Source organism: Saccharothrix sp. DSM 118769 (assembly GCF_052936295.1).
Window position 1 is genome coordinate 8,535,221 of sequence record NZ_CP193627.1, and the last position, 23,833, is coordinate 8,559,053.

General features: G+C 72.5%; 21 protein-coding genes. 12 read left to right on the forward strand and 9 right to left on the reverse strand.

The window, feature by feature from the left end; all coding sequences use genetic code 11:
• Positions 1-399 precede the first annotated feature (399 nt).
• The 3 genes from ACRAKJ_RS36250 (at position 400) to ACRAKJ_RS36260 (ending at position 2,677) form a co-directional block, all read left to right on the forward strand.
• Complete coding sequence (locus ACRAKJ_RS36250) at positions 400-978, forward strand: cysteine dioxygenase (RefSeq protein ID WP_438924983.1); 579 nt, start codon at positions 400-402, stop codon at positions 976-978.
• Positions 975-1,361, forward strand: a complete 387-nt coding sequence (locus tag ACRAKJ_RS36255; RefSeq protein ID WP_438924982.1) for a rhodanese-like domain-containing protein — start codon at positions 975-977, stop codon at positions 1,359-1,361. Before ACRAKJ_RS36250 ends, ACRAKJ_RS36255 begins: the two co-directional genes overlap by 4 nt.
• Before the next feature lie 209 nt (positions 1,362-1,570).
• A complete protein-coding gene (locus tag ACRAKJ_RS36260) occupies positions 1,571-2,677 on the forward strand; it encodes a hypothetical protein (RefSeq protein WP_438926262.1) in 1,107 nt (368 codons plus the stop codon).
• Positions 2,678-2,685: 8 nt separating this feature from the next.
• Here the strand turns inward: ACRAKJ_RS36260 and ACRAKJ_RS36265 are convergent, their stop codons facing one another.
• The 3 genes from ACRAKJ_RS36265 to ACRAKJ_RS36275 form a co-directional block, all read right to left on the reverse strand.
• The gene (locus tag ACRAKJ_RS36265) at positions 2,686-3,171 is read right to left on the reverse strand and encodes a hypothetical protein (RefSeq protein ID WP_438926263.1); all 486 of its coding nucleotides are present in this window, start codon (positions 3,169-3,171) and stop codon (positions 2,686-2,688) included.
• 203 nt (positions 3,172-3,374) lie between these two features.
• A complete protein-coding gene (glgP, locus tag ACRAKJ_RS36270) occupies positions 3,375-5,951 on the reverse strand; it encodes an alpha-glucan family phosphorylase (RefSeq protein WP_438926264.1) in 2,577 nt (858 codons plus the stop codon).
• A 154-nt stretch (positions 5,952-6,105) separates the two neighbouring features.
• Positions 6,106-6,336, reverse strand: a complete 231-nt coding sequence (locus ACRAKJ_RS36275) for a hypothetical protein (protein ID WP_438926265.1) — start codon at positions 6,334-6,336, stop codon at positions 6,106-6,108.
• A 123-nt stretch (positions 6,337-6,459) separates the two neighbouring features.
• Between ACRAKJ_RS36275 and ACRAKJ_RS36280 the strand changes: the two genes are divergently transcribed.
• The 8 genes from ACRAKJ_RS36280 (at position 6,460) to ACRAKJ_RS36315 (ending at position 18,418) form a co-directional block, all read left to right on the forward strand.
• Positions 6,460-7,305: a Scr1 family TA system antitoxin-like transcriptional regulator gene (locus ACRAKJ_RS36280; protein ID WP_438926271.1), complete on the forward strand. Its 846-nt coding sequence runs from the start codon at positions 6,460-6,462 to the stop codon at positions 7,303-7,305.
• 2 nt (positions 7,306-7,307) lie between these two features.
• Positions 7,308-7,490 (forward strand): DUF397 domain-containing protein, encoded by a 183-nt coding sequence (locus tag ACRAKJ_RS36285; RefSeq protein WP_438926266.1) that lies wholly within the window; start codon positions 7,308-7,310, stop codon positions 7,488-7,490.
• 285 nt (positions 7,491-7,775) lie between these two features.
• Positions 7,776-9,752, forward strand: a complete 1,977-nt coding sequence (locus tag ACRAKJ_RS36290) for a maltotransferase domain-containing protein (protein WP_438926267.1) — start codon at positions 7,776-7,778, stop codon at positions 9,750-9,752.
• 151 nt (positions 9,753-9,903) lie between these two features.
• A complete protein-coding gene (treS, locus tag ACRAKJ_RS36295; RefSeq protein ID WP_438926268.1) occupies positions 9,904-11,715 on the forward strand; it encodes a maltose alpha-D-glucosyltransferase in 1,812 nt (603 codons plus the stop codon).
• 5 nt (positions 11,716-11,720) lie between these two features.
• Complete coding sequence (locus tag ACRAKJ_RS36300) at positions 11,721-13,061, forward strand: maltokinase N-terminal cap-like domain-containing protein (RefSeq protein WP_438926269.1); 1,341 nt, start codon at positions 11,721-11,723, stop codon at positions 13,059-13,061.
• Positions 13,058-15,403: a 1,4-alpha-glucan branching protein GlgB gene (gene glgB, locus ACRAKJ_RS36305; protein ID WP_447008807.1), complete on the forward strand. Its 2,346-nt coding sequence runs from the start codon at positions 13,058-13,060 to the stop codon at positions 15,401-15,403. Before ACRAKJ_RS36300 ends, glgB begins: the two co-directional genes overlap by 4 nt.
• Before the next feature lie 119 nt (positions 15,404-15,522).
• Positions 15,523-16,899: a neutral zinc metallopeptidase gene (locus tag ACRAKJ_RS36310; RefSeq protein ID WP_438924808.1), complete on the forward strand. Its 1,377-nt coding sequence runs from the start codon at positions 15,523-15,525 to the stop codon at positions 16,897-16,899.
• Between the two features lie 85 nt (positions 16,900-16,984).
• Positions 16,985-18,418 (forward strand): neutral zinc metallopeptidase, encoded by a 1,434-nt coding sequence (locus ACRAKJ_RS36315; protein WP_438924809.1) that lies wholly within the window; start codon positions 16,985-16,987, stop codon positions 18,416-18,418.
• Between the two features lie 115 nt (positions 18,419-18,533).
• On the opposite strand, the gene ACRAKJ_RS36320 is transcribed toward ACRAKJ_RS36315, so the two are convergent.
• From ACRAKJ_RS36320 to ACRAKJ_RS36330, 3 genes are read right to left on the reverse strand one after another with little or no spacing between them, the layout of a single operon-like run.
• Positions 18,534-19,520: a co-chaperone YbbN gene (locus ACRAKJ_RS36320; protein WP_438924810.1), complete on the reverse strand. Its 987-nt coding sequence runs from the start codon at positions 19,518-19,520 to the stop codon at positions 18,534-18,536.
• A 41-nt stretch (positions 19,521-19,561) separates the two neighbouring features.
• Positions 19,562-20,407, reverse strand: a complete 846-nt coding sequence (locus ACRAKJ_RS36325) for an SCO6745 family protein (RefSeq protein WP_438924811.1) — start codon at positions 20,405-20,407, stop codon at positions 19,562-19,564.
• Between the two features lie 55 nt (positions 20,408-20,462).
• Positions 20,463-20,759: an MTH1187 family thiamine-binding protein gene (locus ACRAKJ_RS36330; protein ID WP_438924812.1), complete on the reverse strand. Its 297-nt coding sequence runs from the start codon at positions 20,757-20,759 to the stop codon at positions 20,463-20,465.
• Positions 20,760-20,803: 44 nt separating this feature from the next.
• Between ACRAKJ_RS36330 and ACRAKJ_RS36335 the strand changes: the two genes are divergently transcribed.
• Positions 20,804-21,307 (forward strand): MarR family transcriptional regulator, encoded by a 504-nt coding sequence (locus ACRAKJ_RS36335; RefSeq protein WP_438924813.1) that lies wholly within the window; start codon positions 20,804-20,806, stop codon positions 21,305-21,307.
• Between the two features lie 67 nt (positions 21,308-21,374).
• On the opposite strand, the gene ACRAKJ_RS36340 is transcribed toward ACRAKJ_RS36335, so the two are convergent.
• From ACRAKJ_RS36340 to ACRAKJ_RS36350, 3 genes are read right to left on the reverse strand one after another with little or no spacing between them, the layout of a single operon-like run.
• Positions 21,375-21,689 (reverse strand): DUF3817 domain-containing protein, encoded by a 315-nt coding sequence (locus ACRAKJ_RS36340; protein ID WP_438924814.1) that lies wholly within the window; start codon positions 21,687-21,689, stop codon positions 21,375-21,377.
• Between the two features lie 60 nt (positions 21,690-21,749).
• Entirely contained in the window at positions 21,750-22,793 is a 1,044-nt protein-coding gene (locus tag ACRAKJ_RS36345; RefSeq protein ID WP_438924815.1) for an ABC transporter permease, read from the reverse strand.
• A complete protein-coding gene (locus tag ACRAKJ_RS36350) occupies positions 22,790-23,704 on the reverse strand; it encodes an ATP-binding cassette domain-containing protein (RefSeq protein ID WP_438924816.1) in 915 nt (304 codons plus the stop codon). Before ACRAKJ_RS36350 ends, ACRAKJ_RS36345 begins: the two co-directional genes overlap by 4 nt.
• Between the last annotated feature and the right edge of the window lie 129 nt (positions 23,705-23,833).

Here is a 23,833-nt window from a genome sequence, read left to right on the forward strand (position 1 = left end):
GCCGGGCCGGCGGCCGCCCAGCGTGACGACCGCCGGCCCGACCCGCGCACCCCTCCGCCGGTCCGGCCGGGTGCGCGCTGGGCGCTGGGCGCTCCCGCAGGCTCGTCGGGGACACGCGGGGAGGGCTCGCGGGGGCGCGCCCACATCACCCGGAATGCTCGGCCACCGAGTCAATCCTGGCTGTTGAGAGCACTTGAGCGGGGTACCCGGGATCGTGACAGGATGCCGACGTGGCCCGCCCGTTGCTCACCTGGCGCGACCGCACGATCGACCTCCTCCTGGTGGCGTCGTGCGGCTGTAGCCGGACGCGACGCGGCCGGTAGAACACGCTGGGCACACCGGAAGCCGCGTCGCGTCTTGATCGCTACCCACACGCACCGTAGCCATCAGGAGCGACCAGTGACCTCGACGATCCCCCGTGCCGACCTGCACCCGAAGTTGGACGTGCGGCTGCTGCGCGACATCATCCACCCCGACCGCGACCTGTGGACGCCGCGCGAGCTGCGCGAGCTGACCTCCACCGTGGCCTCCGAGCTGACCACCCCGCTGCTGGAGATCCTCCGGTACGACCCGGGGCGGCGCTGGTGGGCGCGCCTCGGGCTGACCGAGGGTGTGGAGCTGTGGCTGCTGAGCTGGCTGCCCGGCCAGGGCACCGAGCCGCACGACCACGGCGGCGCGGCGGGCTCGTTCACCGTGCTGACCGGCGAGCTGGCCGAGGACTACCGCTACCCGGGCGGGCCGGTCCGCAGCGCGGCGCGCCCCGTCGGCAGCGCCCTCGGGTTCGGCGCCGGTCGCGCCCACCAGATGGTGAACCGGGGCACGGCCGGCGCGGCGAGCGTGCACGCCTACTCGCCGCCGCTGGTGCCGACGCGGGAGTACCCGAGCCTGCTCGACATCCCGGACGAGATCCAACCCCTGCCCGCGCTGCGGCTGCCGCTGGAGCGGCTGCGCGAGCTGGCCGACCAGGAGGGCCCGTGAGCGTCGAGCTGTACTTGGAGGAGGCGCGGCGGTCGCTGACCCGCGTCGAGCCGCACGAGCTGGCCGGGCTCACCGACGCGCTGGTCGTCGACATCCGGCCGCAGCACAACCGCGCCGCCGAGGGCGAGGTGCCGGGCTCGGTGCCGGTGGAGCGGATCGTGCTGGAGTGGCGCCTGGACCCGAACGGCGAGTGGCGCATCCCCGGCTTCACCGCCGAGACCACCGTGGTCGTCCTCTGCAACGAGGGCTACTCCTCCAGCCTCGCCGCGCGCGACCTCCAGCGCATCGGCCTCCCCAACGCGACGGACCTGGTGGGCGGCTTCCGCGCCTACGCCGCGACCGGCCTCCCCGTCCGCCCCGGCCCCACCCCCGCCATCACCTGACCCGACCGCATGACCCGAGGGTCGCGACCGCATGACTCGCGCGTCCCCAACGCATGACTCGCGGGTCGCGAACGCATGACTCGCGCGAGTCATGCGTTGGGGACCGGCGAGTCATGCGCTCATGACTCGCGAGTCATGCGTTCGCGACCGGTGAGTTGTGCGTTCGGGGGCGGGGGAACCCGTGGCGGGCCGGTAGCGTCTCCTGCTCTGTGTGGAAATGGCTGACCGGGCTGGTCCTGGTGGTGTTGGCGGTCTGGCGGCCGAGCGCGGCGGGGTTCGCCGGGGCCGCGGTGGGGGCGTGGGCGCTGCCCGCGCTGATCCAGCTCGGGCTGCTGGTGGGCGCGCTCGCGTTCGGGGTGCGGGTGCCGCTGGTCGTCATCGGCGTGGGCGGTGAGCTGCGCACCTGGACCGGCCCGCGCCGGCGGGTGGTGTGGCGGACCGTGCCGCTGCTGTTCAGCGTCGGCCTCAGCTCGGTCAAGGCCCCGGTGCGCAGGCGGCTGTTCCTGACCGCGCTCACGTCGCTGGTGCCGGCCGCGGCGGCGGCGGCGGGGGCGTGGCTCGGGTCGGGGCACGGGTTCTGGCGGGGCTTCGCGGTCGCCGGCACGGCCGTGCTGGTCAACGCCCTGTGGCCGAGGCGCGGCGCGGGCACGACGTCGTCCGGCTGGTTCCTGTTCGCGCTGCCCCGGCTGACCGGGCGCACCGCCGAGGAGTACGAGGCGACGCCGCTGCTCAACGAGGTGACGGACCTGCTCGCGGTCGGCGACCTGGACCGGGCCGAGGTGGTCGTCGAGGAGATGGCGCGGCGGCACCCGACGCTGCTGCTGTCGACGTCGGCCAAGGTCGCGGTGCTGACGCTGCGCACCCGGTACGCCGAGGCGCTGCACGCGGTGAGCACCCTCGTCGGCCGCACGGACCTGGAGCCGCGCGACATGGCGTTCGTGATGGCCGAGATGGCGAGCGCCACCGCCAACGCCGTGGAGGGCGGCCAGCTGCCCGCCGACATCGGCCTGCCCGCCGCGCGCCGGGCCGTGGAGGGCGCGATGGAGCTGGGCTACCCGCGCTACCGCTGCACGGGCACGTTGGCGCAGCTCGCGCTGCTGGAGGACGACCACGCCACCGCGATCACCCTCGCCACGCAGGCCGGGCACGCCAGCGAGAGCGGCCTGGGCAAGGCGGACGCGCTGGCCACGATGGCCCGCGCGCAGATGGCGTCCGGCGACAACGCGGCGGCCCGCCGCACGCTCGTGGAGGCGGTGGAGCTGGCCGGCTGGATGCCCCGCGTGGCCGAGACCAACGCCCGGCTCAACCTCGTGTGAGACGGGGGTCAGGCGGGCGGGGCGGGCATCGTGGGCAGGCCGCCCTCCGGCGGGGGCAGGGCGCAGTGGGACAGCAGGTCGTTGAGCGTCTTGAGCACGCCCGACACCTCGTTCTTCAGCTTGCCCGGGTCGGGGGCGACGGCGCCGGGCACGACCTTGGCCAGCACGCTGTAGACCCCGGCGAACGAGGCCATCGCGCCGGACGCGCACAGCTCCGGGCCGGCGAACGCCTCACCGGCGGGTGGTGGCGCGCTCACCGGCGGCAGCGGCAGGCACCTCGCGCCCTGCATCGCGGTCAGCAGCCCGAGCGCGTCGCCGAGCGCCTCCGCGACGGCCTTGCCCTGGGGCGGCTCCGCCACCGCGCCGTCGACCACCTTCTTCACCGACGCCGACAGCTGCGCCACCAGGCCCGCGCACGCCGGGGGCGGTTCGGCCCCGGCCGAGGGGACGGCGAGGACCGCCCCCAGCACGGCCAGGGAGACAGCGGACGCCACTGATGTGCGGATCGTTCCCATTCGCCCTCCGGTGACCACCCACCACCCGTCGGTGGATCGTTCGACGATTGAGCGTAAGCCGCCGAACAGGGCTCTACCAGCGGAAACGGGGTTTTCACCCGAAGGTCGAACGCGGTTCTGAAGTGGTCGCGCGCACGCGGTCAGGATGACCGCCGGTCACCGCCGGCGGTCACCCGACCGGGTCACCAGCCCGCGAGCACCACGCGACCGAGTTCAGCCGGTGACGCCAGCAGGTCGTGCCGGGGCAGCACGCGCACCGTGTACCCGACGGCCCCCGCGTGCGGCAGCGGCACCTCGACCTCGTAGTTGCCGTTGCCCGCGTAGTCCATGCCGTGCGTGACCACGTCGTACAGCTCGTCCGAGTCGCCGACCCGGCCGAGCGCCACCTGCACGTCCACCTCGGACGGCTCCAGCCCGGCCAGCTCGACCCGGGCCCGGACGGCGACCGGCGCGCCGAGCAGCGGCGCGGCCGACCCGTTGAGCGAGAGGTCCGAGTCGAGCACCCGCACCCGCGTCCACGACGCGCGCAGCCGCTGCCGGTAGGCGGCCAGCTCCTTGGCCCCCCGGTAGCCCTCGCCGACGACCGAGGCGGCCGAGGCGGCGGCGGGCGCGTACAGGCTCTCCACGTACTCGCGGACCATGCGCGACGCCTGCACCGCCGGGCCGAGCGAGGCCAGCGTGTGCCGGACCATGGCGAGCCAGCGCGTGGGCACGCCGTCCTCGCCGCGGTCGTAGAACAGCGGTGCGACCTGGTTGCCGAGCAGGTCGTAGAGCGCCGCGGCCTCCAGGTCGTCGCGCCGCGTCGGGTCGGTGACGCCGTCCGCGGTCGGGATGGCCCAGCCGTTGCTGCCGTCGTACAGCTCGTCCCACCAGCCGTCGCGGATCGACAGGTTGAGGCCGCCGTTGAGCGCCGACTTCATGCCGGACGTGCCGCACGCCTCCAGCGGGCGCATCGGGTTGTTCAGCCACACGTCGCAGCCCCAGTACAGGTACCGGGCCATGGACATGTCGTAGTCGGGCAGGAACACGATCCGGTGCCGCACGCCCGCGTCGTCGGCGTAGCGCACGATCTGCTGGATCAGCGCCTTGCCGCCGTCGTCGGCCGGGTGCGACTTGCCCGCGACGACCAGCTGCACCGGCCGCTCGGGGTGCAGCAGCATCGCGCGCAGCCGCTCCGGGTCGCGCAGCATCAGGGTCAGCCGCTTGTACGTGGGCACGCGGCGGGCGAAGCCGACGGTGAGCACGCCCGGGTCGAACACGGAGTCGGTCCAGCCGAGCTCCAGCGCGGACGCGCCGCGCTGGAGCCAGGACGCGCGGGTGCGCCGGCGGACCTCGTCGACGAGCTTGCCGCGCAGGTCGTTGCGCAGCTCCCACAGCCGCTGGTCGGTGACCGGCTCGAACCCGCGCAGGCCCACGCCCGGGTCGCCCTCGGACTCGCCGAGGAGCCTGCTCATCTCGGTCGCCGCCCACGTCGGGCCGTGCACGCCGTTGGTGACCGAGCCGATGGGCACCTCGGTGGCGTCGAAGCCGGGCCACAGGCCGCGGAACATGTCGCGGCTGACCCGGCCGTGCAGCTTGGACACGCCGTTGGCGCGCTGCGCGAGCCGCAGGCCCATGTGGGCCATGTTGAACAGCCCCGGGTTCTCCTCCGCGCCGAGCGCGAGGACGCGCTGCGTGTTCACGCCGGGGAGCAGGGTCTCGGAGCCGAAGTAGTGCTGCACGAGGTCGACGGGGAACCGGTCGATGCCCGCCGGCACGGGGGTGTGCGTGGTGAACACGGTGCCCGCGCGCACGGCGGCCAGCGCCTGGTCGAAGTCGAGGCCCTGGCCGGTGACCAGCTCGCGGATGCGCTCCAGGCCGAGGAACCCGGCGTGCCCCTCGTTGGTGTGGAACACCTCGGGCCCCGGGTGGCCGGTCAGGTCGCAGTAGGTGCGCACGGCCCGCACGCCGCCGACGCCCGCGAGGATCTCCTGGCGGATGCGGTGGTCCTGGTCGCCGCCGTAGAGGCGGTCGGTGACGCCCCGCAGGTCCTCGTCGTTCTCCTCCACGTCGGAGTCGAGCAGGAGCAGCGGGATGCGGCCGACCTGGGCCTTCCACACCTTGGCGCGCAGCACCCGGTCGCCGGGCATGGCGACGTGGACGAGCAGGGGCGCGCCGGACGGCTCGGTCAGCAGCTCCAGCGGCAGGCCGCGCGGGTCGAGCACCGGGTAGTGCTCGATCTGCCAGCCGTCGAGGCTCAGCGCCTGCCGGAAGTAGCCGGACCGGTAGAGCAGGCCGACCGCGATCAGCGGCACGCCCAGGTCGGACGCCGCCTTCAGGTGGTCGCCGGCGAGCACGCCGAGGCCGCCGGAGTAGTTCGGCAGGGCCTCGGTGACGCCGAACTCCATGGAGAAGTAGGCGACGGCCGACGGCAGCGGCGGGAGGTCGTGGTCGCCGTGCTCCCGGCGCTGCCGGACCTCGTCCTGGCGGCGCTGGAACCAGCGGGGGCCGGTCGTGTAGCGGTGCAGGTCGTCGGCGAGCGCCCGGACGTGGGCCAGGAACTGCTCGTCGCCGGCGAGCGCGTCGAGGCGCTCGGGCGACACGGTGGAGAGCAGCCGGAGCGGGTCGCCGCTCTCCGCCCACAGTTCCGGGTCCACGGACGCGAACAGGTCCTGGCTGGGCTGGTGCCAGGTCCAGCGCAGGTTGGTGGCGAGGGTGCCCAGCGCCCCGAGGGGCTCGGGCAGGCTGGCTCGGACGGTGAACCGGCGAAGTGCTCGCATGGCGTCGGACCTTATCCCCCATCCAGCGGTGTCGAGCAACGGTCACCCGAACCGATGCAGGGACCGATACAGCCGGACCTGCGACAACGCTTCCCTGCAAGTTATTTCGCAGAAGCGGCGCAAGCGTTAACAGGGGTGGCGGGAACCCGCATGATCAAGCCCCCGATCGTGTGACACCGCGCCCGGCCGCCGCAGCCCGATAATCGATCAGGGCTTGCGGGAACAGCGCGGCGCACTCCTCCAGCACCCCCTCCGCCAGGACCAGCTGGAAGGTGTTGTCCCCCTGGAACGAGAACTCGACCGCCCCGTCCTCGACGTCGACCACGTGACCCACCCGGGTCCCGTCGTGCGCCTTGACCCACCCACCGGCTTCCACTCGTCCCACGGCGTTGTCTCCTCTGCTTGATACATCTGCTTGTTGTCCCTGCTTAACACCCCTTACCTAACCTGCTTTAAGCAACTTGTGTAAGTACTCGAAGGAGTGATCGTGGGCCAGACCGCCCAGACCATGCCCCGCCGACTGTTCGGTGCGGAATTGCGCCGACTGCGCCTGCGCGCGCAGCGGTCACAGGCTGAGGCGGCTCGGGCGATCGGTCGCGACCAGGGCCGGATCAACAAGGTCGAGGCAGGTCGGAGCAACCTCCGCACAGAGGAGCTGGACCTGCTCCTGACCTTCCTGGGGGTCACCGCCGACGAGCGCGTTCGCATGCTTGATTTGAGCGTCGAAGCACGAAAAAGGTATCCGAGATCACGTGCTTATGTAGATCAGCTACCGGACTCGTACCGCCGGTTCGCGACCCTTGAAGCGCAGGCCAGCGTGATCATGACGTACGAACGGGGCATTTTCCCGGGGCTGCTCCAGACCGGGGAGTACGCCGAGGCGGTGATGCGCGCCGGGGACGGGCTGTGGTGGGAACCGTCCTACGAGGAGCGGGCCAACCGGGTCGCGTTCCGGCTGGAGCGGCAGCGGCTGGTGCTCGACTCGACCCCGCCGCGCAGGGCCGAGTTCATCGTGACCGACGACGCCCTCACCGCCGGGTTCGGCGGCCACGAGGTGATGCGGCGGCAGGTCGAGCACCTGCTGGAGGTGGCGGGCAGGCCGGGGATCGGCGTGCGGCTGCTGTCGGCGCGGACCAGGGACAACCCGGCTTCCCACGCCGGGTTCACCCTCCTGCGCTTCGAACCCCCGTCCCCGGCGGTCGGCTTCGCGTCGGTGGCGTACGGCCCCTCGCCCTACCTGGACGACCCGGCCGACACTGGCCACCTGGGCCGGGTGTTCGAGTGGCTCAAGCGGTTCTCGTTCGACCCGGCAGAATCGAAGGACGTCCTGCGAGAGGCACTGAGGAGGTTCTGACCATGTCCGCGACCCCCACCGACTGGTTCAAGAGCAGCTACAGCGGCGCGGCCACCGACAACTGCGTGGAGGTCCGGTTCGCCGGCTCCGCCGTCGGCGTGCGCGACTCGAAGAACACCCGCGAGTCCCTGACCGTCTCCCCCGCCGGCTGGGCGGCCTTCACCGGGGCGCTGCGCCGGCGCTGACCGGCCCGCGGGCACCCCACCGGCGTGCGCTCCACCCCGCCATCGTTGATCATGTTCACCGGAGGTTCCCGCGCCGTCGCCCGAACGGTGACGGCGCGGTAACCGGGCGGGACCTCAAGACCTGAGAACCTGCCCTCCACGGCGAGAACCACGTGCTCGTCACGTGTGCGACACCGGCAAACGGGGTAGGAACAGCAGGGTGGGTCCCGGTGACGGCTGGTCCGGCCGCTGCGGGCAGACTTGACCGTGCACGCGTCACACCAGGTGAGAGGGGCGCTGCTGCCGATGAGTGGACGACTCGGGATCGACGACGTCTCCCCGATCGTGAGCGGTGGTCGCTACCCGGCGAAAGCCGTGGTCGGCGAGCACGTTCCGGTCGAGGCGACGGTCTGGCGCGAGGGGCACGACGCCGTCGCCGCCACCGTCGCGTGGCGAGGGCCGAACGACCGGGTCGCCAGACAGGTCCGCATGGTCCCCGTCGGCACGGGGCTGGACCGCTGGGCGGCCACGATCGTGCCCGACGCCGAAGGCGCCTGGACGTTCCGGGTGGACGCCTGGAGCGACCCGTGGGCGACCTGGCTGCACGCCGTCGAGGTGAAGATCGCCGCCGGGCAGGGACCGGAGGAGCTGGCCAACGACCTGGAGAGCGGCGCACTGCTGCTCGACCGCGTCTCCCGCCGCCCCGACCGCCGCCGGGAGAAGCCGCTGCTGGCCAACGCCGCCGCCGCCCTGCGCGACGAGCACCGGCCGCTGGCCGAGCGGGTGGCCCCCGCGCTGGCGGCCGACGTCCGCCAGGTCATGCACGACCACCCCGTGCGCGAGCTGATCACCAAGGGCAAGCCGCAGAAGGTCTGGGTGGACCGCAAGCGCGCCGCGTTCGGCTCCTGGTACGAGTTCTTCCCCCGCAGCACGGGCGGGGTCGACGAGTCGGGCGTCCCGGTGCACGGCACGTTCGCCACCGCGACCCGCGAGCTGGACCGCGTCGCCGCCATGGGCTTCGACGTCGCCTACCTGCCGCCGATCCACCCCATCGGCCGGGTGAACCGCAAGGGCCCCAACAACACGCTGCACGCCACCGAGGACGACCCGGGCTCGACGTGGGCCATCGGCGCGGACGAGGGCGGGCACGACGCGATCCACCCGCAGCTGGGCACGATCGAGGACTTCGACGCCTTCGTGGCCCGCGCCCGCGAGCTGGACCTGGAGGTCGCGCTCGACCTGGCCATCCAGTGCGCGCCCGACCACCCGTGGGTGCTGAAGAACCCGGAGTGGTTCACCACCCGCCCCGACGGCTCGATCGCCTACGCGGAGAACCCGCCGAAGAAGTACCAGGACATCTACCCGGTCAACTTCGACAACGACCCGCAGGGCATCTACAACGAGGTGCTGCGCGTCGTCCTGCACTGGGTCGACCACGGGGTGAAGATCTTCCGGGTCGACAACCCGCACACCAAGCCGCCGGACTTCTGGGCGTGGCTGATCTGGGCGGTCAAGGACCGCCACCCGGACGTGCTGTTCCTGTCCGAGGCGTTCACCCGCCCGGCCCGCCTGTACGGCCTGGCCAAGCTCGGCTTCACGCAGAGCTACACCTACTTCACCTGGCGCACGACCAAGGAAGAGCTGACCGAGTTCGGCAACGAGCTGGTCGCGCACTGGGACGAGGCGCGCCCCAACCTGTTCGTGAACACGCCGGACATCCTGCACGAGTCGTTGCAGGTCGGCGGTCCGGGCATGTTCGCGCTGCGCGCGGCGCTGGCGGCGACGATGGCGCCGACCTGGGGCGTGTACTCGGGCTACGAGCTGTTCGAGCACGAGCCCGTGAAGCCGGGCAGCGAGGAGTACCTGAACTCGGAGAAGTACCAGCTCCGCCCCCGCGACTACGCGGCGGCGGTGGCCGAGGGCAGGTCGCTCGAACCGTGGTTGCGCAAGCTGAACGCGATCCGCCGGGCCCACCCGGCGCTCCAGCAGATGCGAACACTGCGGTTCCACCACGTGGACAACCCGGCGCTGATCGCCTACTCCAAGCAGGACCCCGACAGCGGCGACACGGTCGTCGTCGTGGTCAACCTCGATCCCCACGACGCGCAGGACGGCACCGTCTGGCTGGACCTGCCCGCGCTCGGCGTCGACTGGCAGGAACGGCTGATCGCGCACGACGAGGTCTCCGGGGAGACCTGGGACTGGGGGCAGGCGAACTACGTCCGCCTCGAACCCTGGCGCGCCCCGGCGCACGTCGTGGGCGTGCTGCGCCGATCCGGCTGACGCCGGTCCGGCCGGGTCCGGCGGTCCGCGAGGCCCGCCGACCCGGCCGACAACCGATCCGGTCCCCTTTTCACGCAGTCCCCGCGCCCGTCGTCGAGCGCGCGGGACGATCGAACGTACCCCCAATGAGGTGGGACGAGGTGGAGCACAGATGCACGAAGAGGTCCGACCCGACGCCGCCCTGGTAGGGCTGGAGGACGTCCCCCACACCGGTGAGGGCATCCGCGCGGACGGCATGCTCGTCGAGCCGCAGGCCGAGGACTTCCGCTCGGCCAAGCTGGTGCCGCGCGAGCCCGGCTGGTTCAAGGGCGCGGTGTTCTACGAGGTCCTGGTCCGGGCGTTCAGCGACTCGAACGGCGACGGCACCGGCGACCTGCGCGGTCTCGCGTCGCGGCTGGACTACCTGGAGTGGCTCGGCGTGGACTGCCTGTGGCTGCCCCCGTTCTACGCCTCGCCGCTGCGCGACGGCGGCTACGACATCTCCGACTTCCGCGCGGTGCTGCCCGAGTTCGGCACGGTCGAGGACTTCGTCTACCTGCTGGACGAGGCGCACCGGCGCGGCATCCGGGTGATCACCGACCTGGTGCTCAACCACACGAGCGACGCGCACCCGTGGTTCCAGCAGTCGCGGGCCGACCCGGACGGGCCGTACGGCGACTACTACGTCTGGAGCGACGACGACCAGAAGTACCCGGACGCGCGGATCATCTTCGTCGACACCGAGTCCTCGAACTGGACCTACGACCCGGTGCGCGGCCAGTTCTACTGGCACCGGTTCTTCTCCCACCAGCCGGACCTGAACTTCGAGAACCCGCACGTCCAGGAGGCCATGCTGGACACGCTCCGGTTCTGGCTCGACCTGGGCATCGACGGGTTCCGGCTCGACGCCGTGCCGTACCTGTTCGAGCAGGAGGGCACGAACTGCGAGAACCTGCCGCGCACGCACGACTTCCTCAAGCGCTGCCGCAAGGTCGTGGACGACGAGTACCCCGGGCGCGTGCTGCTGGCCGAGGCGAACCAGTGGCCGTCGGACGTGGTCGAGTACTTCGGCGACCCGGAGGTCGGCGGCGACGAGTGCCACATGGCGTTCCACTTCCCGCTGATGCCGCGCATCTTCATGGCCGTGCGGCGCGAGTCGCGGTTCCCCATCTCGGAGATCCTGGCGCAGACGCCGCAGATCCCGTCCGGCGCGCAGTGGGGCATCTTCCTGCGCAACCACGACGAGCTGACGCTCGAGATGGTCACCGACGAGGAACGCGACTACATGTACGCGGAGTACGCCAAGGACCCGCGGATGAAGGCGAACATCGGCATCCGCCGCCGACTGGCGCCCCTGCTGGAGAACGACCGCAACCAGCAGGAGCTGTTCACCGCGATGCTGCTGTCGCTGCCCGGCTCACCGGTGCTCTACTACGGCGATGAGATCGGCATGGGCGACAACATCTGGCTCGGCGACCGGGACGCGGTGCGCACGCCGATGCAGTGGACCCCCGACCGCAACGCAGGGTTCTCCTCCTGCGACCCCGGCCGGATCTACCTGCCGGTGATCATGGACCCGGTGTACGGCTACCAGGGGCTCAACGTCGAGGCCCAGCTCAACAACCAGTCCTCCCTGCTCAACTGGACCCGCCGGATGATCGAGGTGCGCAAGCAGCACCACGCGTTCGCCGAGGGCGACTTCACCGACCTGGGCGGGTCCAACCCCAGCGTGCTGGCCTACCGGCGTCGCTACTGCCGGCCCGACGGTCGCGAGGACGTCGTGCTGTGCGTGAACAACCTGTCGCGGTTCCCGCAGCCGGTCGAGCTCGACCTGTCCGAGCACCGCGGTTCACGGCCCGTCGAGCTGACCGGTGGCGTCCGGTTCCCGCGCATCGGCGACCTGTCGTACCTGCTCACGCTGCCGGGCCACGGCTTCTACTGGTTCCAGCTCGTGGACGCGGGCGACGACAGCGAGAGCAGGTGAAGGACGTGACCGAACCGCACGACCTGGTCGACAAGGTGGTGACCGAGCTCCCCGCGTGGTTGCCGGAGCAGCGGTGGTTCGGCGGCAAGGACCGCCCGATCACCTCGGTCCGCCCCCTCCGGACGGCCGTGCTGCGCGAACGGGAGCCGCTGCTGGTGCACCTCGTGGTGGAGGTGGAGCAGCACGACCGGCGCGAGCCGTACCAACTGCTGGTCACCGACCAGCCGGACAACCACGACGCGACGGCGGACTCCGAGCTGACCGGACCGCTGCTCGACCTGATCGCGGAGGGCCGCGAGGTCGACGGGCTGGTGTTCGCGCACGAGCCCGGCGTGGAGCTCCAGACCGGCCTGCGCGGCCGGCGCATCACGTCGGAGCAGTCGAACACCTCGCTGGTGTTCGGCAGCCAGTACATCCTCAAGCTGTTCCGCAAGCTCACGTTCGGCGAGAACCCGGACCTGGTGCTCCAGCGGGCGCTGCACGAGGTGGGCTGCGAGCACATCGCCCGGCCGCTCGGGTCGATCACCGGCGAGCTGGACGGCCGCCGCACGACCGTCGGGATGCTCCAGCAGTTCCTGCCCGACGCGGTGGACGGCTGGGCCATGGCCACCACGAGCGTGCGCGACCTGATGGCCGAGGGCGACCTGCACGCCGACGAGGTCGGCGGCGACTTCGCGGGCGAGGCGCAGCGGCTGGGGCAGGCGGTGGCCACCGTGCACGCCGACCTGGAGCGCGCGCTGGGCACCGAGCACGCCGACGCCGACGACATCGAGCGCAGCGTCCAGGCGATGATCACCAGGCTGGACGACGTGGTCGCCCGGGTGCCCGCCCTGGAGCCGTACGTGCCGGCGCTGCGCGAGGCGTTCGAGCAGGCCAGGGACACGCCGGGGGCCATCGCGATCCAGCACATCCACGGCGACCTGCACCTGGGCCAGGTGCTGCGGACCGTCCACGGGTGGCTGCTGATCGACTTCGAGGGCGAGCCGGGCGCGCCGATCGCCGAGCGGACCGCGCTGCGGTCACCGCTGCGGGACGTGGCCGGGATGCTGCGGTCGTTCGACTACGCGGCGCACCAGCTGCTCGTCGGCCGGCCGGAGGACCACCAGCTCGCCGTGCGGGCGCTGGAGTGGTCTCGGCGCAACCGGGCCGCCTTCACCGAGGGCTACGCGGAGTCGGCGTCGGCCTCGGTCGGCGACCCGCGCAAGCGCGGCTACCTGCTGCGGGCGTTCGAGCTGGACAAGGCCGTGTACGAGGTCGCCTACGAGCACGCGAACCGACCGGAGTGGTTGACGGTCCCGTTGTCGTCGATCGCCCGCATCACTGGAGAGGGAGCGGTGCAGTCATGATCTCGCCCCAGGACGTCGACCGGCTGCTGGCCGGGTCGCACCACGACCCGCACTCGGTGCTGGGCGTGCACCACGTGCCCGAGGGCGTGGTGGCCCGCGCCCTGCGGCCGGGCGCGTCCGCGGTGGCCGTGATGGCCGGTGACAAGAGGGTCGAGCTGGACCGCGTCACCGACGGGCTGTTCGCGGGCGACCTGCCCGAGCACCCCGGCGACTACCGCCTGGAGGTCGAGTACGGGTCGCACGTCGTCGAGGTGGACGACCCGTACCGGTGGCTGCCGACGATCGGCGAGCTGGACCTGCACCTGATCGGCGAGGGCCGCCACGAGCGGCTGTGGGACGTGCTGGGCGCGCACGTGCGGACCTACGACACGCCGAACGGCGTGGTCACGGGCGTGTCGTTCGCGGTGTGGGCGCCGACCGCGCGGGGCGTGCGGGTGTGCGGCGACTTCGACGGCTGGGACGGCCGGGCGAACCCGATGCGGTCGCTCGGCTCGTCCGGCGTGTGGGAGGTCTTCATCCCCGGCGTCCCGGCGGGGACCCGGTACAAGTACCGCATCCTCGGCCAGGACGGCGCGTGGCACGAGAAGGCCGACCCGATGGCGTTCGCCACCGAGACGCCGCCCGCGACCGCGTCCGTGGTCACCGAGTCGCGGCACGCGTGGGGCGACTCGGAGTGGCAGGCCAGGCGGGACGCGACGCAGTGGGTCAACGCGCCCGTGTCGGTGTACGAGGTGCACCTCGGCTCGTGGCGGCCCGGCCTGTCCTACCGGGAGCTGGCGGTCGAGCTGGCGGACTACGTGGAGTCGGCCGGGTTCACGCACGTCGAGCTGATGCCGGTGGCCGAGCACCCGTTCGGCGGGTCGTGGGGCTACCAGGTCACCTCGTACTACGCGCCCACCTCGCGGTTCGGGTCCCCCGACGACTTCCGCCACTTCGTCGACGTCCTGCACCAGCGGGGCATCGGCGTGATCATGGACTGGGTGCCCGCGCACTTCCCCAAGGACGCCTGGGCGCTCGCCAAGTTCGACGGCACCGCGCTCTACGAGCACCCCGACCCCCGCCGCGGCGAGCACCCCGACTGGGGCACGCTCGTGTTCGACTTCGGCCGCAACGAGGTGCGCAACTTCCTCGTCGCGAACGCGCTGTACTGGATCGAGGAGTTCCACATCGACGGCCTTCGGGTCGACGCGGTGGCCTCCATGCTCTACCTCGACTACTCGCGGCAGGCCGGGCAGTGGCTCCCCAACCAGTACGGCGGCCGGGAGAACCTCGACGCCGTGCGGTTCCTCCAGGAGCTCAACGCCACGGTCTACAAGCGGCACCCCGGCGTGGTGATGGTCGCCGAGGAGTCGACCGCGTGGCCGGGCGTCACGCGGCCCACGCACCTGGGCGGGCTCGGGTTCGGCTTCAAGTGGAACATGGGCTGGATGCACGACACCCTGCACTACCTGTCGCGCGAGCCGATCCACCGCTCGTTCCACCACAACGAGATCACGTTCTCGCTGGTGTACGCGTGGAGCGAGAACTTCGTGCTGCCGCTGTCGCACGACGAGGTCGTGCACGGCAAGGGCTCGCTGTGGCAGCGGATGCCGGGTGACGACTGGAACAAGGCCGCGGGCCTGCGGTCGCTGCTGGCCTTCATGTGGGCGCACCCCGGCAAGCAGCTGCTGTTCATGGGCGGCGAGTTCGGCCAGCGCGGCGAGTGGTCGGAGTCCCGGTCGCTGGACTGGCACCTGCTCGACGACCCGCTGCACGCGGGCCTGCGGTCGCTGATCGCCGACCTCAACGGGGTCTACAAGGCGTGCCCGGCGCTCTACAGCGCCGACGACCGCCCCGAGGGCTTCTCGTGGATCGACGCGAACGACTCGGGCGGCAACGTGCTGAGCTTCCTGCGCGTCGGCGACGACGGGTCGCTGCTGGCGTGCGTCGCCAACTTCTCCGGTCAGCCGCACCACGACTACCGCGTGGGCCTGCCCGCGGCCGGCCGGTGGCGCGAGGTCGTGAACACGGACTCGGCCGTCTACGGCGGTTCGGGCGTGGGCAACCTGGGCGTCGTCGAGGCCGAGGAGAGGCCGTGGCACGGGCGCCCGGCGTCCGCGGTGCTCCAGCTGCCGCCGTCGGGCGTGCTGTGGCTGACCCCGGAGCAGCCGGTGGCCGGTGAGACGGCGGCGATGGCGTTGTCCGAGGTGAGCGAGTCGGGTGAGGTGACGGAGGCGCCGAAGGTGGTGCGCACGCCGGGATCGGCCCCGACCGCCCCCGCCCCCGCGGGTGGGGCGGACGCGGCGGCTGGGGCGGACGCGACCGGCGGGGTGGACGCGGCCGGCGGGATCACCGGGCCCTGAGGTCCGGGCGACGCGCGGCGGGGGTCCTCGTGGGACCCCCGCCGCGCGTCGCGGGCCGGGCGGGAACGACCTGGCTCGTCCGCCACCCCGCGGGGGGTCGCGGCAGGCACAATGGTCGAATGCGGCTCGCTTCGGCTCGGCTGGTCCTGCTGGCGACGGTCCTCGTCACGACGACCGCCTGCACGCACCTCGTGGCGGGCACCCCCTCGGCCGGTGACTCGGTCACCAGGGGCACCGTCGACCCCGCGTTCATCCAGGGCACCGACGGCGGCCCCATCGACCAGTTGGCGGCCACCGCCGTCACCGACGTCGACACGTTCTGGCGGGAGGCGTTCCCGGCGGCGTTCGGCGAGCCGTGGCAGCCCCTGGAGGGCGGCATCTACTCGGTCGACACGTCCGACCCGGCCGCGAAGCCGCCGCCGTGCACGGAGAAGGCCAGCGACGTGGAGGGCAACGCCTTCTACTGCCCGAGCGCCGACGCCATCGCCTGGGACCGGGCCGCGCTGCTGCCGGTGCTCAAGGAGCAGTTCGGCGACGCCGCCGTGGTGATCGTGCTGGCCCATGAGATGGGCCACGCCGTGCAGAACCGCATGGGCATCACGCCCGAGGCGGAGCGGCGCGACCCCGAGAAGTACCCGACGATCCTCACCGAGGCGATGGCCGACTGCTTCGCCGGCGCGTTCGTCAAGTGGGTGAACGACGGCAGGTCCGAGCACCTGGACATCGGTTCGGACACGCTCGACTCGGCGCTCGGCGCGCTCATCACGTTCCGCGACCCGGTCGGCACGTCGCCGGACGACCAGTCGGCGCACGGCAACGCGTTCGACCGGGTGTCCGCGTTCCAGGACGGCTACCAGCAGGGCACGAAGTTCTGCGCGGCGATGACCGTGCAGAACCGGCCGTTCACGCAGCAGGCGTTCACCAGCGCGGACGACCGCGACCGGGGCGGCAACCTGCCGTTCGACGAGATGCTGGAGTCGATCACCCCCGACCTCAACGCCTACTACAAGGCGCTGGTCGAGCGCGCGGGCAAGACGTGGACCGAGCCCAGGGCGACGCCCACCGAGGACGAGCCGGCCTGCTCCGGCGACCAGGGCCCGGTGGCGTTCTGCCCGGCGGAGAAGTCGGTGGAGATCGAGGTCGAGCGGGACCTGCCCGAGCTGCACGCCGAGATCGGCGACTACGCGACGGGCGTGCTGCTGGCCAGCCGCTACGGCCTGGCCGCGATGTCCCAGGTGGGCGTGGACGTCGAGGGCGAGGCGGCGGCGACCGGGGCGCTGTGCCTGGCCGGGTCGTACACGCGCGAGGTGTTCACCCGGCAGCAGGGCTTCGGCCTGTCCCCCGGCGACCTGGACGAGGCGGTGCGGGTGCTGCTGGCGTACGACTACGCGGCACGGGACGCGAGCGGCGGGACGTCCCTCGACCCGGGCTTCCGGCGCGTCGAGGTGTTCCGCGGCGGCGTGCTGGAGGGCGTGGGCTCCTGCGGGGTGGGCTGAGGGATTCGCCGGCCCCCACCCGAACGGGCGATCCGCTGGGTAGGGTTCGGGATCACACGCGAACCGCGGGACGATGGGGCTGGGCATGGGGCGACGGGCTTCTCTCTTCACGGCGCTCGTCGCCGTCGTGTCGTTGACGGGGTGCACCCAACTGGTGAGCGGCGAGGGCCGCTCCGAGCGCCCGGACGTCACCAAGGTGTCCGGGCTGGAGATCACCACCGGGGAGAGCGGGCCGAAGCCCGGTGTGCCCGACGCCGACCTCCAGGTGGAGAACGGCGACGGCGGCGAGATGGACCGGCTGGCCATCAACACCCTCGCCGACGTCGAGGAGTACTGGTCCGAGCAGCTGCCCGAGGTGTTCGGCGTCGAGTTCCAGCCGGTCAAGCGGCTCGTGTCGTACGACTCGAACGGCAAGGGCGTCGAGATCTGCCGCACCAACACGGCGGGCGTGGCCAACGCGTTCTACTGCTCCCTGGACGACTCCATCGCGTGGGACCGGGGCGAGCTGCTGCCCATGCTCGACGACGCGTTCGGCCCGGTGGCCGTGGTGACCGTGCTGGCGCACGAGATGGGCCACGCCGTGCAGTACAAGCTCGGCGACAAGGGCGGCATCAACCAGGCCACGCCGACGATCATCAAGGAGCAGCAGGCCGACTGCTACGCGGGCAACTTCTTCCGCTGGGTCGCCGAGGGCAAGTCCGAGCACTTCCGCATCTCCACCGGGCCCGGGTTGAACCAGGTCCTGGCGACGATGTTCTTCATCCGCGACGCGGCGGGCACGTCCGCCGAGAAGCAGGGCGCGCACGGCAGCGCGTTCGACCGGGTCTCGGCGTTCCAGTTCGGCTTCGCGGGCGACCCGGCGCGGTGCGCCGCCATCGACGAGGCCGAGGTCAAGGCCCGCATCACGCAGCAGAAGTTCGACGCGCAGGACGAGGACCAGGGCTTCGGCAAGGGCAACCTGAAGGTCGACGACCCCCGCTACCTGGAGCTGCTGGAGCAGTCGCTCCAGGACGCCTACAAGCAGTCCGGCGCGACGCCGCCCGCGTTCACCACGGAAGAGGACGACTGCCCGGACGCCTCCGAGACCTCGCCCGCGTCGTACTGCCCGGCGACCAACTCGGTGGCCATCGACCTGGCCGACCTGGTGAAGATCGGCACCCCGCCCAAGCGCGGGCAGAAGGGCGGGATCGGCGACTTCGCCGCGTTCGCCGAGATCGCGTCCCGCTTCGCGCTGTCCATCCAGAAGGCGACGGGCTACTCGCTGGAGGGCCCGGCGGCGGGGCTGCGGACGGCCTGCCTGACCGGCGCGTGGGCGGGGACGACGACGGGCAGCTCGGCGCGGCTGCGGCTGTCGTCGGGTGACCTGGACGAGGCCGTGGCCGAGCTGCTGGCCGACAAGAGCCTGATCGCGGCGGACGTGAACGGGACCGTGGTGCCGTCCGGCTTCGCGCGGGTGGAGGCGTTCCGGGACGGCTTCTTCGAGGGTTCCGGGCTGTGCACGCGGAAGTACTCGGGCTGAGCGGGAGCACTGGGGCTGATCCGACTCGCGGGACGAGACGCGGATCACCCGTCAGGCCCAGCGAGACGCGACGAGGGGCCCGCCCGGACCGGGCGGGCCCCTCGTCGCGCACGGGTCAGAACAGCGCGCTGGCCAGGTTGCGGCGGGCCTTGGCGACCCGCTCGTCGTCCGCCGGGAACAGCTCGAACAGCGACACGAGGTGCTCGCGCACGCGGTCGCGGTCGTCGCCGAACACCCGGCGCACGGTGTCGACCAGGCGCTTGAACGCCTGCTCGACGTCGTTCGTGGCGACCTCCAGGTCGGCGGCGGCCAACTGGGCGGCCACGTCGTCCGGGTTCGCGTCGGCCTTGGCGATCGCGTCGCCGCCGACCTCCTCGGCGCGGGCGGTGAAGCGGACCTGGGCCAGGGCGGCCTTCGCGTCGGCGTTGCCGGGTTCGGCGGCCAGGATGGCCTCGTAGGCGGCCTCGGCGGCGGCGAAGTCGCCCTGCTCGAAGGCTTCCTCGGCGGCGACGAAGCGGGGGTCCTCGGGTTCCGGTTGCGGTTCGCCGCCGACGGCGTCGGGCCGGTTGGCCTCGGCGGCCTTGATGCCGGGCAGGCGGTCGCGCAGGGCGTCGAGCAGGCGCGCGACCCACTGGCCGAACTCGGCCTCCGGCAGGGGGCCCGCGAAGGCGTCGATCGGCTGGCCGCCGGCGATGGCGACGACCGTGGGCACGGACTGGACGCCGAACACCTGGCCGATGCGCGGGCTCGCGTCCAGGTCGACGCGCGCCAGCAGCCAGGTGCCGCCGCCGGCGCGGGCGGCCCTCTCCAGGACCGGGGAGAGCTGCCCGGCCTCGGGGCTCCACGACGCGGTCAGCTCGACCACGACCGGGACGTCCAGGGAGCGCTCGACGACGGACTGGAACGTCGCCTCGGTGACGTCCAGGACCCACGGGCTCGGACCGGCGTCCGGCCCGGCGTCCTGGCCTGCTCCCGCGGGCGGGGGTGGGGTGGAGGAACGCTGCCTCGCGGCATCGGCCCGGGCCTTGAGCGCGCCGAGGTCGACGGCCCCGGACAGCGCGGCGGACAGTGCGGCGGTCTTGCGCGGGTCTGGCCTTGTCACGCCCCCATCCTGGCACGAGGGCCGCGCGGGGCCACGTCGGGTCAGCCGGTGATCTGGGCGACCGGGTCGATGCCCATCGGGTTGGTCCGCATGGCCTCGTTGAGGTGCCCCAACCGGAGGGCGACGGGGGTCATCAGCTCGGCGAACCTGGCCGCGTCCGCCCCCGCCCAGCAGTCGCGCGCGGCGTCGTCGGTGGCGCGTTCGACGTCCTCGCGCAGCGCCCGGCCGGCCGGGGTGAGGTCGTCGCCGACGAGGCCGCGTTCGCGCAGGGCGGACTCGGCGGCGGCCCACTCGTCCCCGTCCCAGCCGCGCGCCTTGCGCAGGTAGGCCGCGTCGAGGCCCTTGTCCGCGCCGAACAGCACCAGCGCCTCGCACGGGCCGAGGCCGGCCGCGACCAGGGCGGCGACGTGGGCGTCGCCCCGCGACTCGCGCAGCACGGTGCACGCCCACCACAGCGCGAGGTGCGGTTCGCCCGGCACGGGCAGCGCCCGGTTCGCGGCGGCCAGCACCCGGCCGGCCAAAGGGGTCGCGCCGGCCGCGCGGCAGGCCAGGTCGGCGGCCTCGGCGAGGTCGAGCGACTCCAGCATCCGCCGCAGCGCCCGGTCGACGCCCTCCAGCCGCGCCTCCAGGTAGCGGGCGGGCGTGGCCACGTCCCACGCGTCGGGCACGGCGCGGGCGACCATCCGCGGGTGGAAGCTGAAGAACGCGGCGGTCACCACCTCCGGCGGCACGGCGCCCAGCGGCGCGGCGCGCATCCCGAAGTAGCCCATCCAGCCGCCCTTGCACCCGAGCGCGTCGGTGGCGGCCCGGGACTCCGGGGAGAAGTAGGTGACGTCGTGGTAGGTCTCGAACCGGACCCAGAGGTCGCGGGGCGTCGTACCGCTCATCCCGCCAACTTAGTAGGACGTCCTACTTCTCCGCCGGCCCCGAAGACGCGGCCGGTCAGTCGGCCAGGTGGGCTTCCAGGCGCTCCACCTTGGCCGTCAGCTGGCCGGTGTGGCCCGGCCGGATGTCGGCCTTCAGGACCAGGCCGACCCGCGGCGCGGTGGCCTGCACGGCCTCGGTCGCCTTCTTCACCACGGCCATCACCTCGTCCCACTCGCCCTCGACCAGGGTGAACATGGCGTTGGTCTCGTTCGGCAGGCCCGACTCGCGCACCACCCGCACGGCCTCGGCGACGGCCGCCGCCACGCCCTCGGACTCCCCGCCGAGCGGGCTGACACTGAACGCGACGAGCACTGCTGCCTCCTGGTGGCCGGGTACTGACTGGTAGCTTCGGCGGCATGACGTCCCAGCCGCTGCCGTTCGACCCCATCGCGCGTGCCGCCGAGCTGTGGGAGAAGCGGATCGGACCGTCGACGGCGATGGCGGCCGTCACGAGCGTCATGCGAGTACAGCAGATCATCCAGTCCGCCGTGGACGCCGCCCTCAAGCCGCACGGCCTGACGTTCGCGCGGTTCGAGGCGCTGGTGCTGCTGACGTTCTCCCGGGCGGGCAGCCTGCCGATGCGGGTCATGGGCGAGCGCCTCCAGCTGCACCCGACCAGCGTCACCAACATCGTGGACCGGCTGGAGGCCGACGGGCTGGTGCGCCGCACCCCGCACCCGACGGACCGCCGCACGACGCTGGTGGAGATCACCGAGGCGGGCCACACCCGCCGCGAGTCCGCGACCGAGGCCGTGACGGCCGTCGGGTTCGGCCTGCGCGGGCTCACCGACCGGCAGACCGAGCAGCTGACCGACCTGCTGGCCAAGGTCCGCCGCGCGGTCGGCGACTTCGAGGACTGAGGTCCGGTCGACCGGATGGGGACGCGCCCCGGGGGACGCGCTCAGGGGACGCGCCCGGGGGACGCGCTCAGTCGTTCGCGGTCCGGGTCCCGGTCAGGCGGCCGGTCCTCGCGGCCCAGCGCTCGAACACGACCGTGCCGAACGGCGGGATGCTCGCGAACAGCGCCCAGAACAGGGTCTTGCGGTCCCACTGCCCGGCCATCATCAGCGTCACGAGCACGTAGCCGACGAACACGACGCCGTGGACCGGCCCGAAGACCTTCACGCCGATCTCGTTCTGGACCACCACGTACTTGAAGAACATGCCGAGCAGCAGCCCGGCCCAGGACACCGCCTCGGCCAGGGCGAGGAGGCGGAAACGGCCGACGGGGCTGGAGAGCATGCCCCCATTGTGGTGGGTGACGGCGCTCACCGGCCCCGCGGGGTGTCCGGTTCGCCGGGTTCAGTCCTCCCAGCGGAAGACGCGGGAGGCAACGAACCCGACCACGAGCGTGAAGCCGACCAGCACGGCGGACGGCACCAGCAGCGCCTCCACGCCCTTGCCGCGCACCAGCACGTCGAGCATCCCGTCGTTCATGTGCCGCAGCGGGAACGCGTACGACACCGCCTGGAGCCAGCCCGGGGCGTTCTCCACCGGGAAGAACGTGCCGGACAGGAACGCCATCGGCATGATGATCAGGTTCGCCGCGCCGGACGCGGATTCCTCGGTCTTGCAGAACGCGCCGACCAGCATCCCGATCGCGAAGAACGCCGTCGTGCCGAGGACCAGCAGCGGCAGCGCGAGGTACCAGTGGCCGGTGAGCCTGAGGCCGAACAGGGGCAGCAGCGCGACCGCCACGAACACGACGCCCTGGGCGAGCGCCGTGCCGATCGAGACCAGGATGCGCGAGGTGAGCACGGTGGTCGTGCTGACCGGGGCGAGCCGGATGCGCCGCAGCACCTGCTTCTTGCGCCACGACACGAGGGTGAGCGCCGCGCCGAACACGCCGGAGAAGGAGACCGCCCACGACAGGATGCCGGGCGTCAGGTACTGGATGGGCTTGAGCGAGGCGTCCTCGACCGGCTCGGCGGCCAGGGTGAACGTCGGCGCCACGTTGGCCGCGCCGATGTTGAGCTTGTCCACCACGCCGGACACGATGCCGACGACGGTGCCCGCGGCCACCTGGTCGCTCGCCGCGAACGCCAGGTCGACCCGGTTGCCGTCCGCCACCACTGCGGCGGGCAGGTCGCCGTCGTCGACCTTCCGCCGGGCCTCCTCGGCGGTGCCGTAGCGCTCCAGCTCCAGCGCGCCGGTCTGCTCCAGGGCGGCGAACACCGGGCTGTCGCCGACCGCGCCGATCCTGGTCCGGTCGTTGCCCGAGTCGCCGAGCAGCAGGCCGAACACGACCAGGAACAGCAGCGGGAACAGGAACACGAAGAACAGCGACATGCGGTCCCGCAGGAAGCCCTTGGCCATGGCCGCCGCGAGGCTCTTGAACGCGGTCACGCGCGGTACTCCCGTCCGGTCAGGTCGAGGAACACGTCCTCCAACGTGGCCGTCCGCACCTGGAGCCCGTCCAGGGTGCCGCGCTCGGCCAGCGCCGACAGCACGGGCGCGGGCCTGCGGGTGGAGATGGTGAGCGAGACCTCGTCCTCGTGCGCCTCCTCGACCCCGGTGATGGCGCGGGCCGCCTCCGTGGTGAGCGCGCCCTTCTGGAGCACGACGTGGGTGGGCGCGTCGAGGCCGCGCACCAGCGTGGCGGGCGCGTCCATGGCGAGGACCCGGCCGCGGTCCATGATCGCGACGCGGTCGCAGAGGATCTCGGCCTCGTCGAGGTAGTGCGTGGTGTAGACGATGGTCTTGCCGCGGGCCTGGATCGCGCGCAGCACGTCCCACAGGTTGCGGCGGGCCTGCGGGTCGAGCGCGGCGGTCGGCTCGTCCAGGAACACCACGTCGGGGTCGTGCACCAGGGCGCAGGCGATGGACAGCCGCTGCCGCTGGCCGCCGGAGAGCTTGTTCTCCTGCACGTCCGCCTTGTCGGTCAGGCCGACCAGCTCCAGCATCTCGTCGGCGCGGCGCGCGGTGACGCCGTACAGCGAGCCGAACGTCTGGAGCTGCTCGCGCGCGGTCAGCTTCTCGAAGAAGCTCGACGCCTGGAGCTGCACGCCGATGCGGGGCAGCAGCTCGGGGTTGCGCGGCCACGGTTCGACGCCCAGCAGCGTCACCCGGCCCGCGTCGGGCTTGCGCAGGCCCTCCACGATCTCCAGCGTCGTGGTCTTGCCCGCGCCGTTCGGCCCGAGGATGCCGAAGAACTCCCCCTCCGCCACGGTGAACGAGACGCCGTCCACCGCCTTCAGCCCGCCGTAGCTCTTGCGGATGTCCGCAACCACGACCGCCGGTATGCGTGCCCCAGTCATGGCTGGAACGTAGTCCCCGGACACCCGCCCGCGGCGCGGATCGGGGCGGTCACGACCGAAGTGGACGGTGATCGATACCTTCGTAGGGCCGCGCGGTCGCACTGCGCGCGCCCCCGACTACGAGCAGTG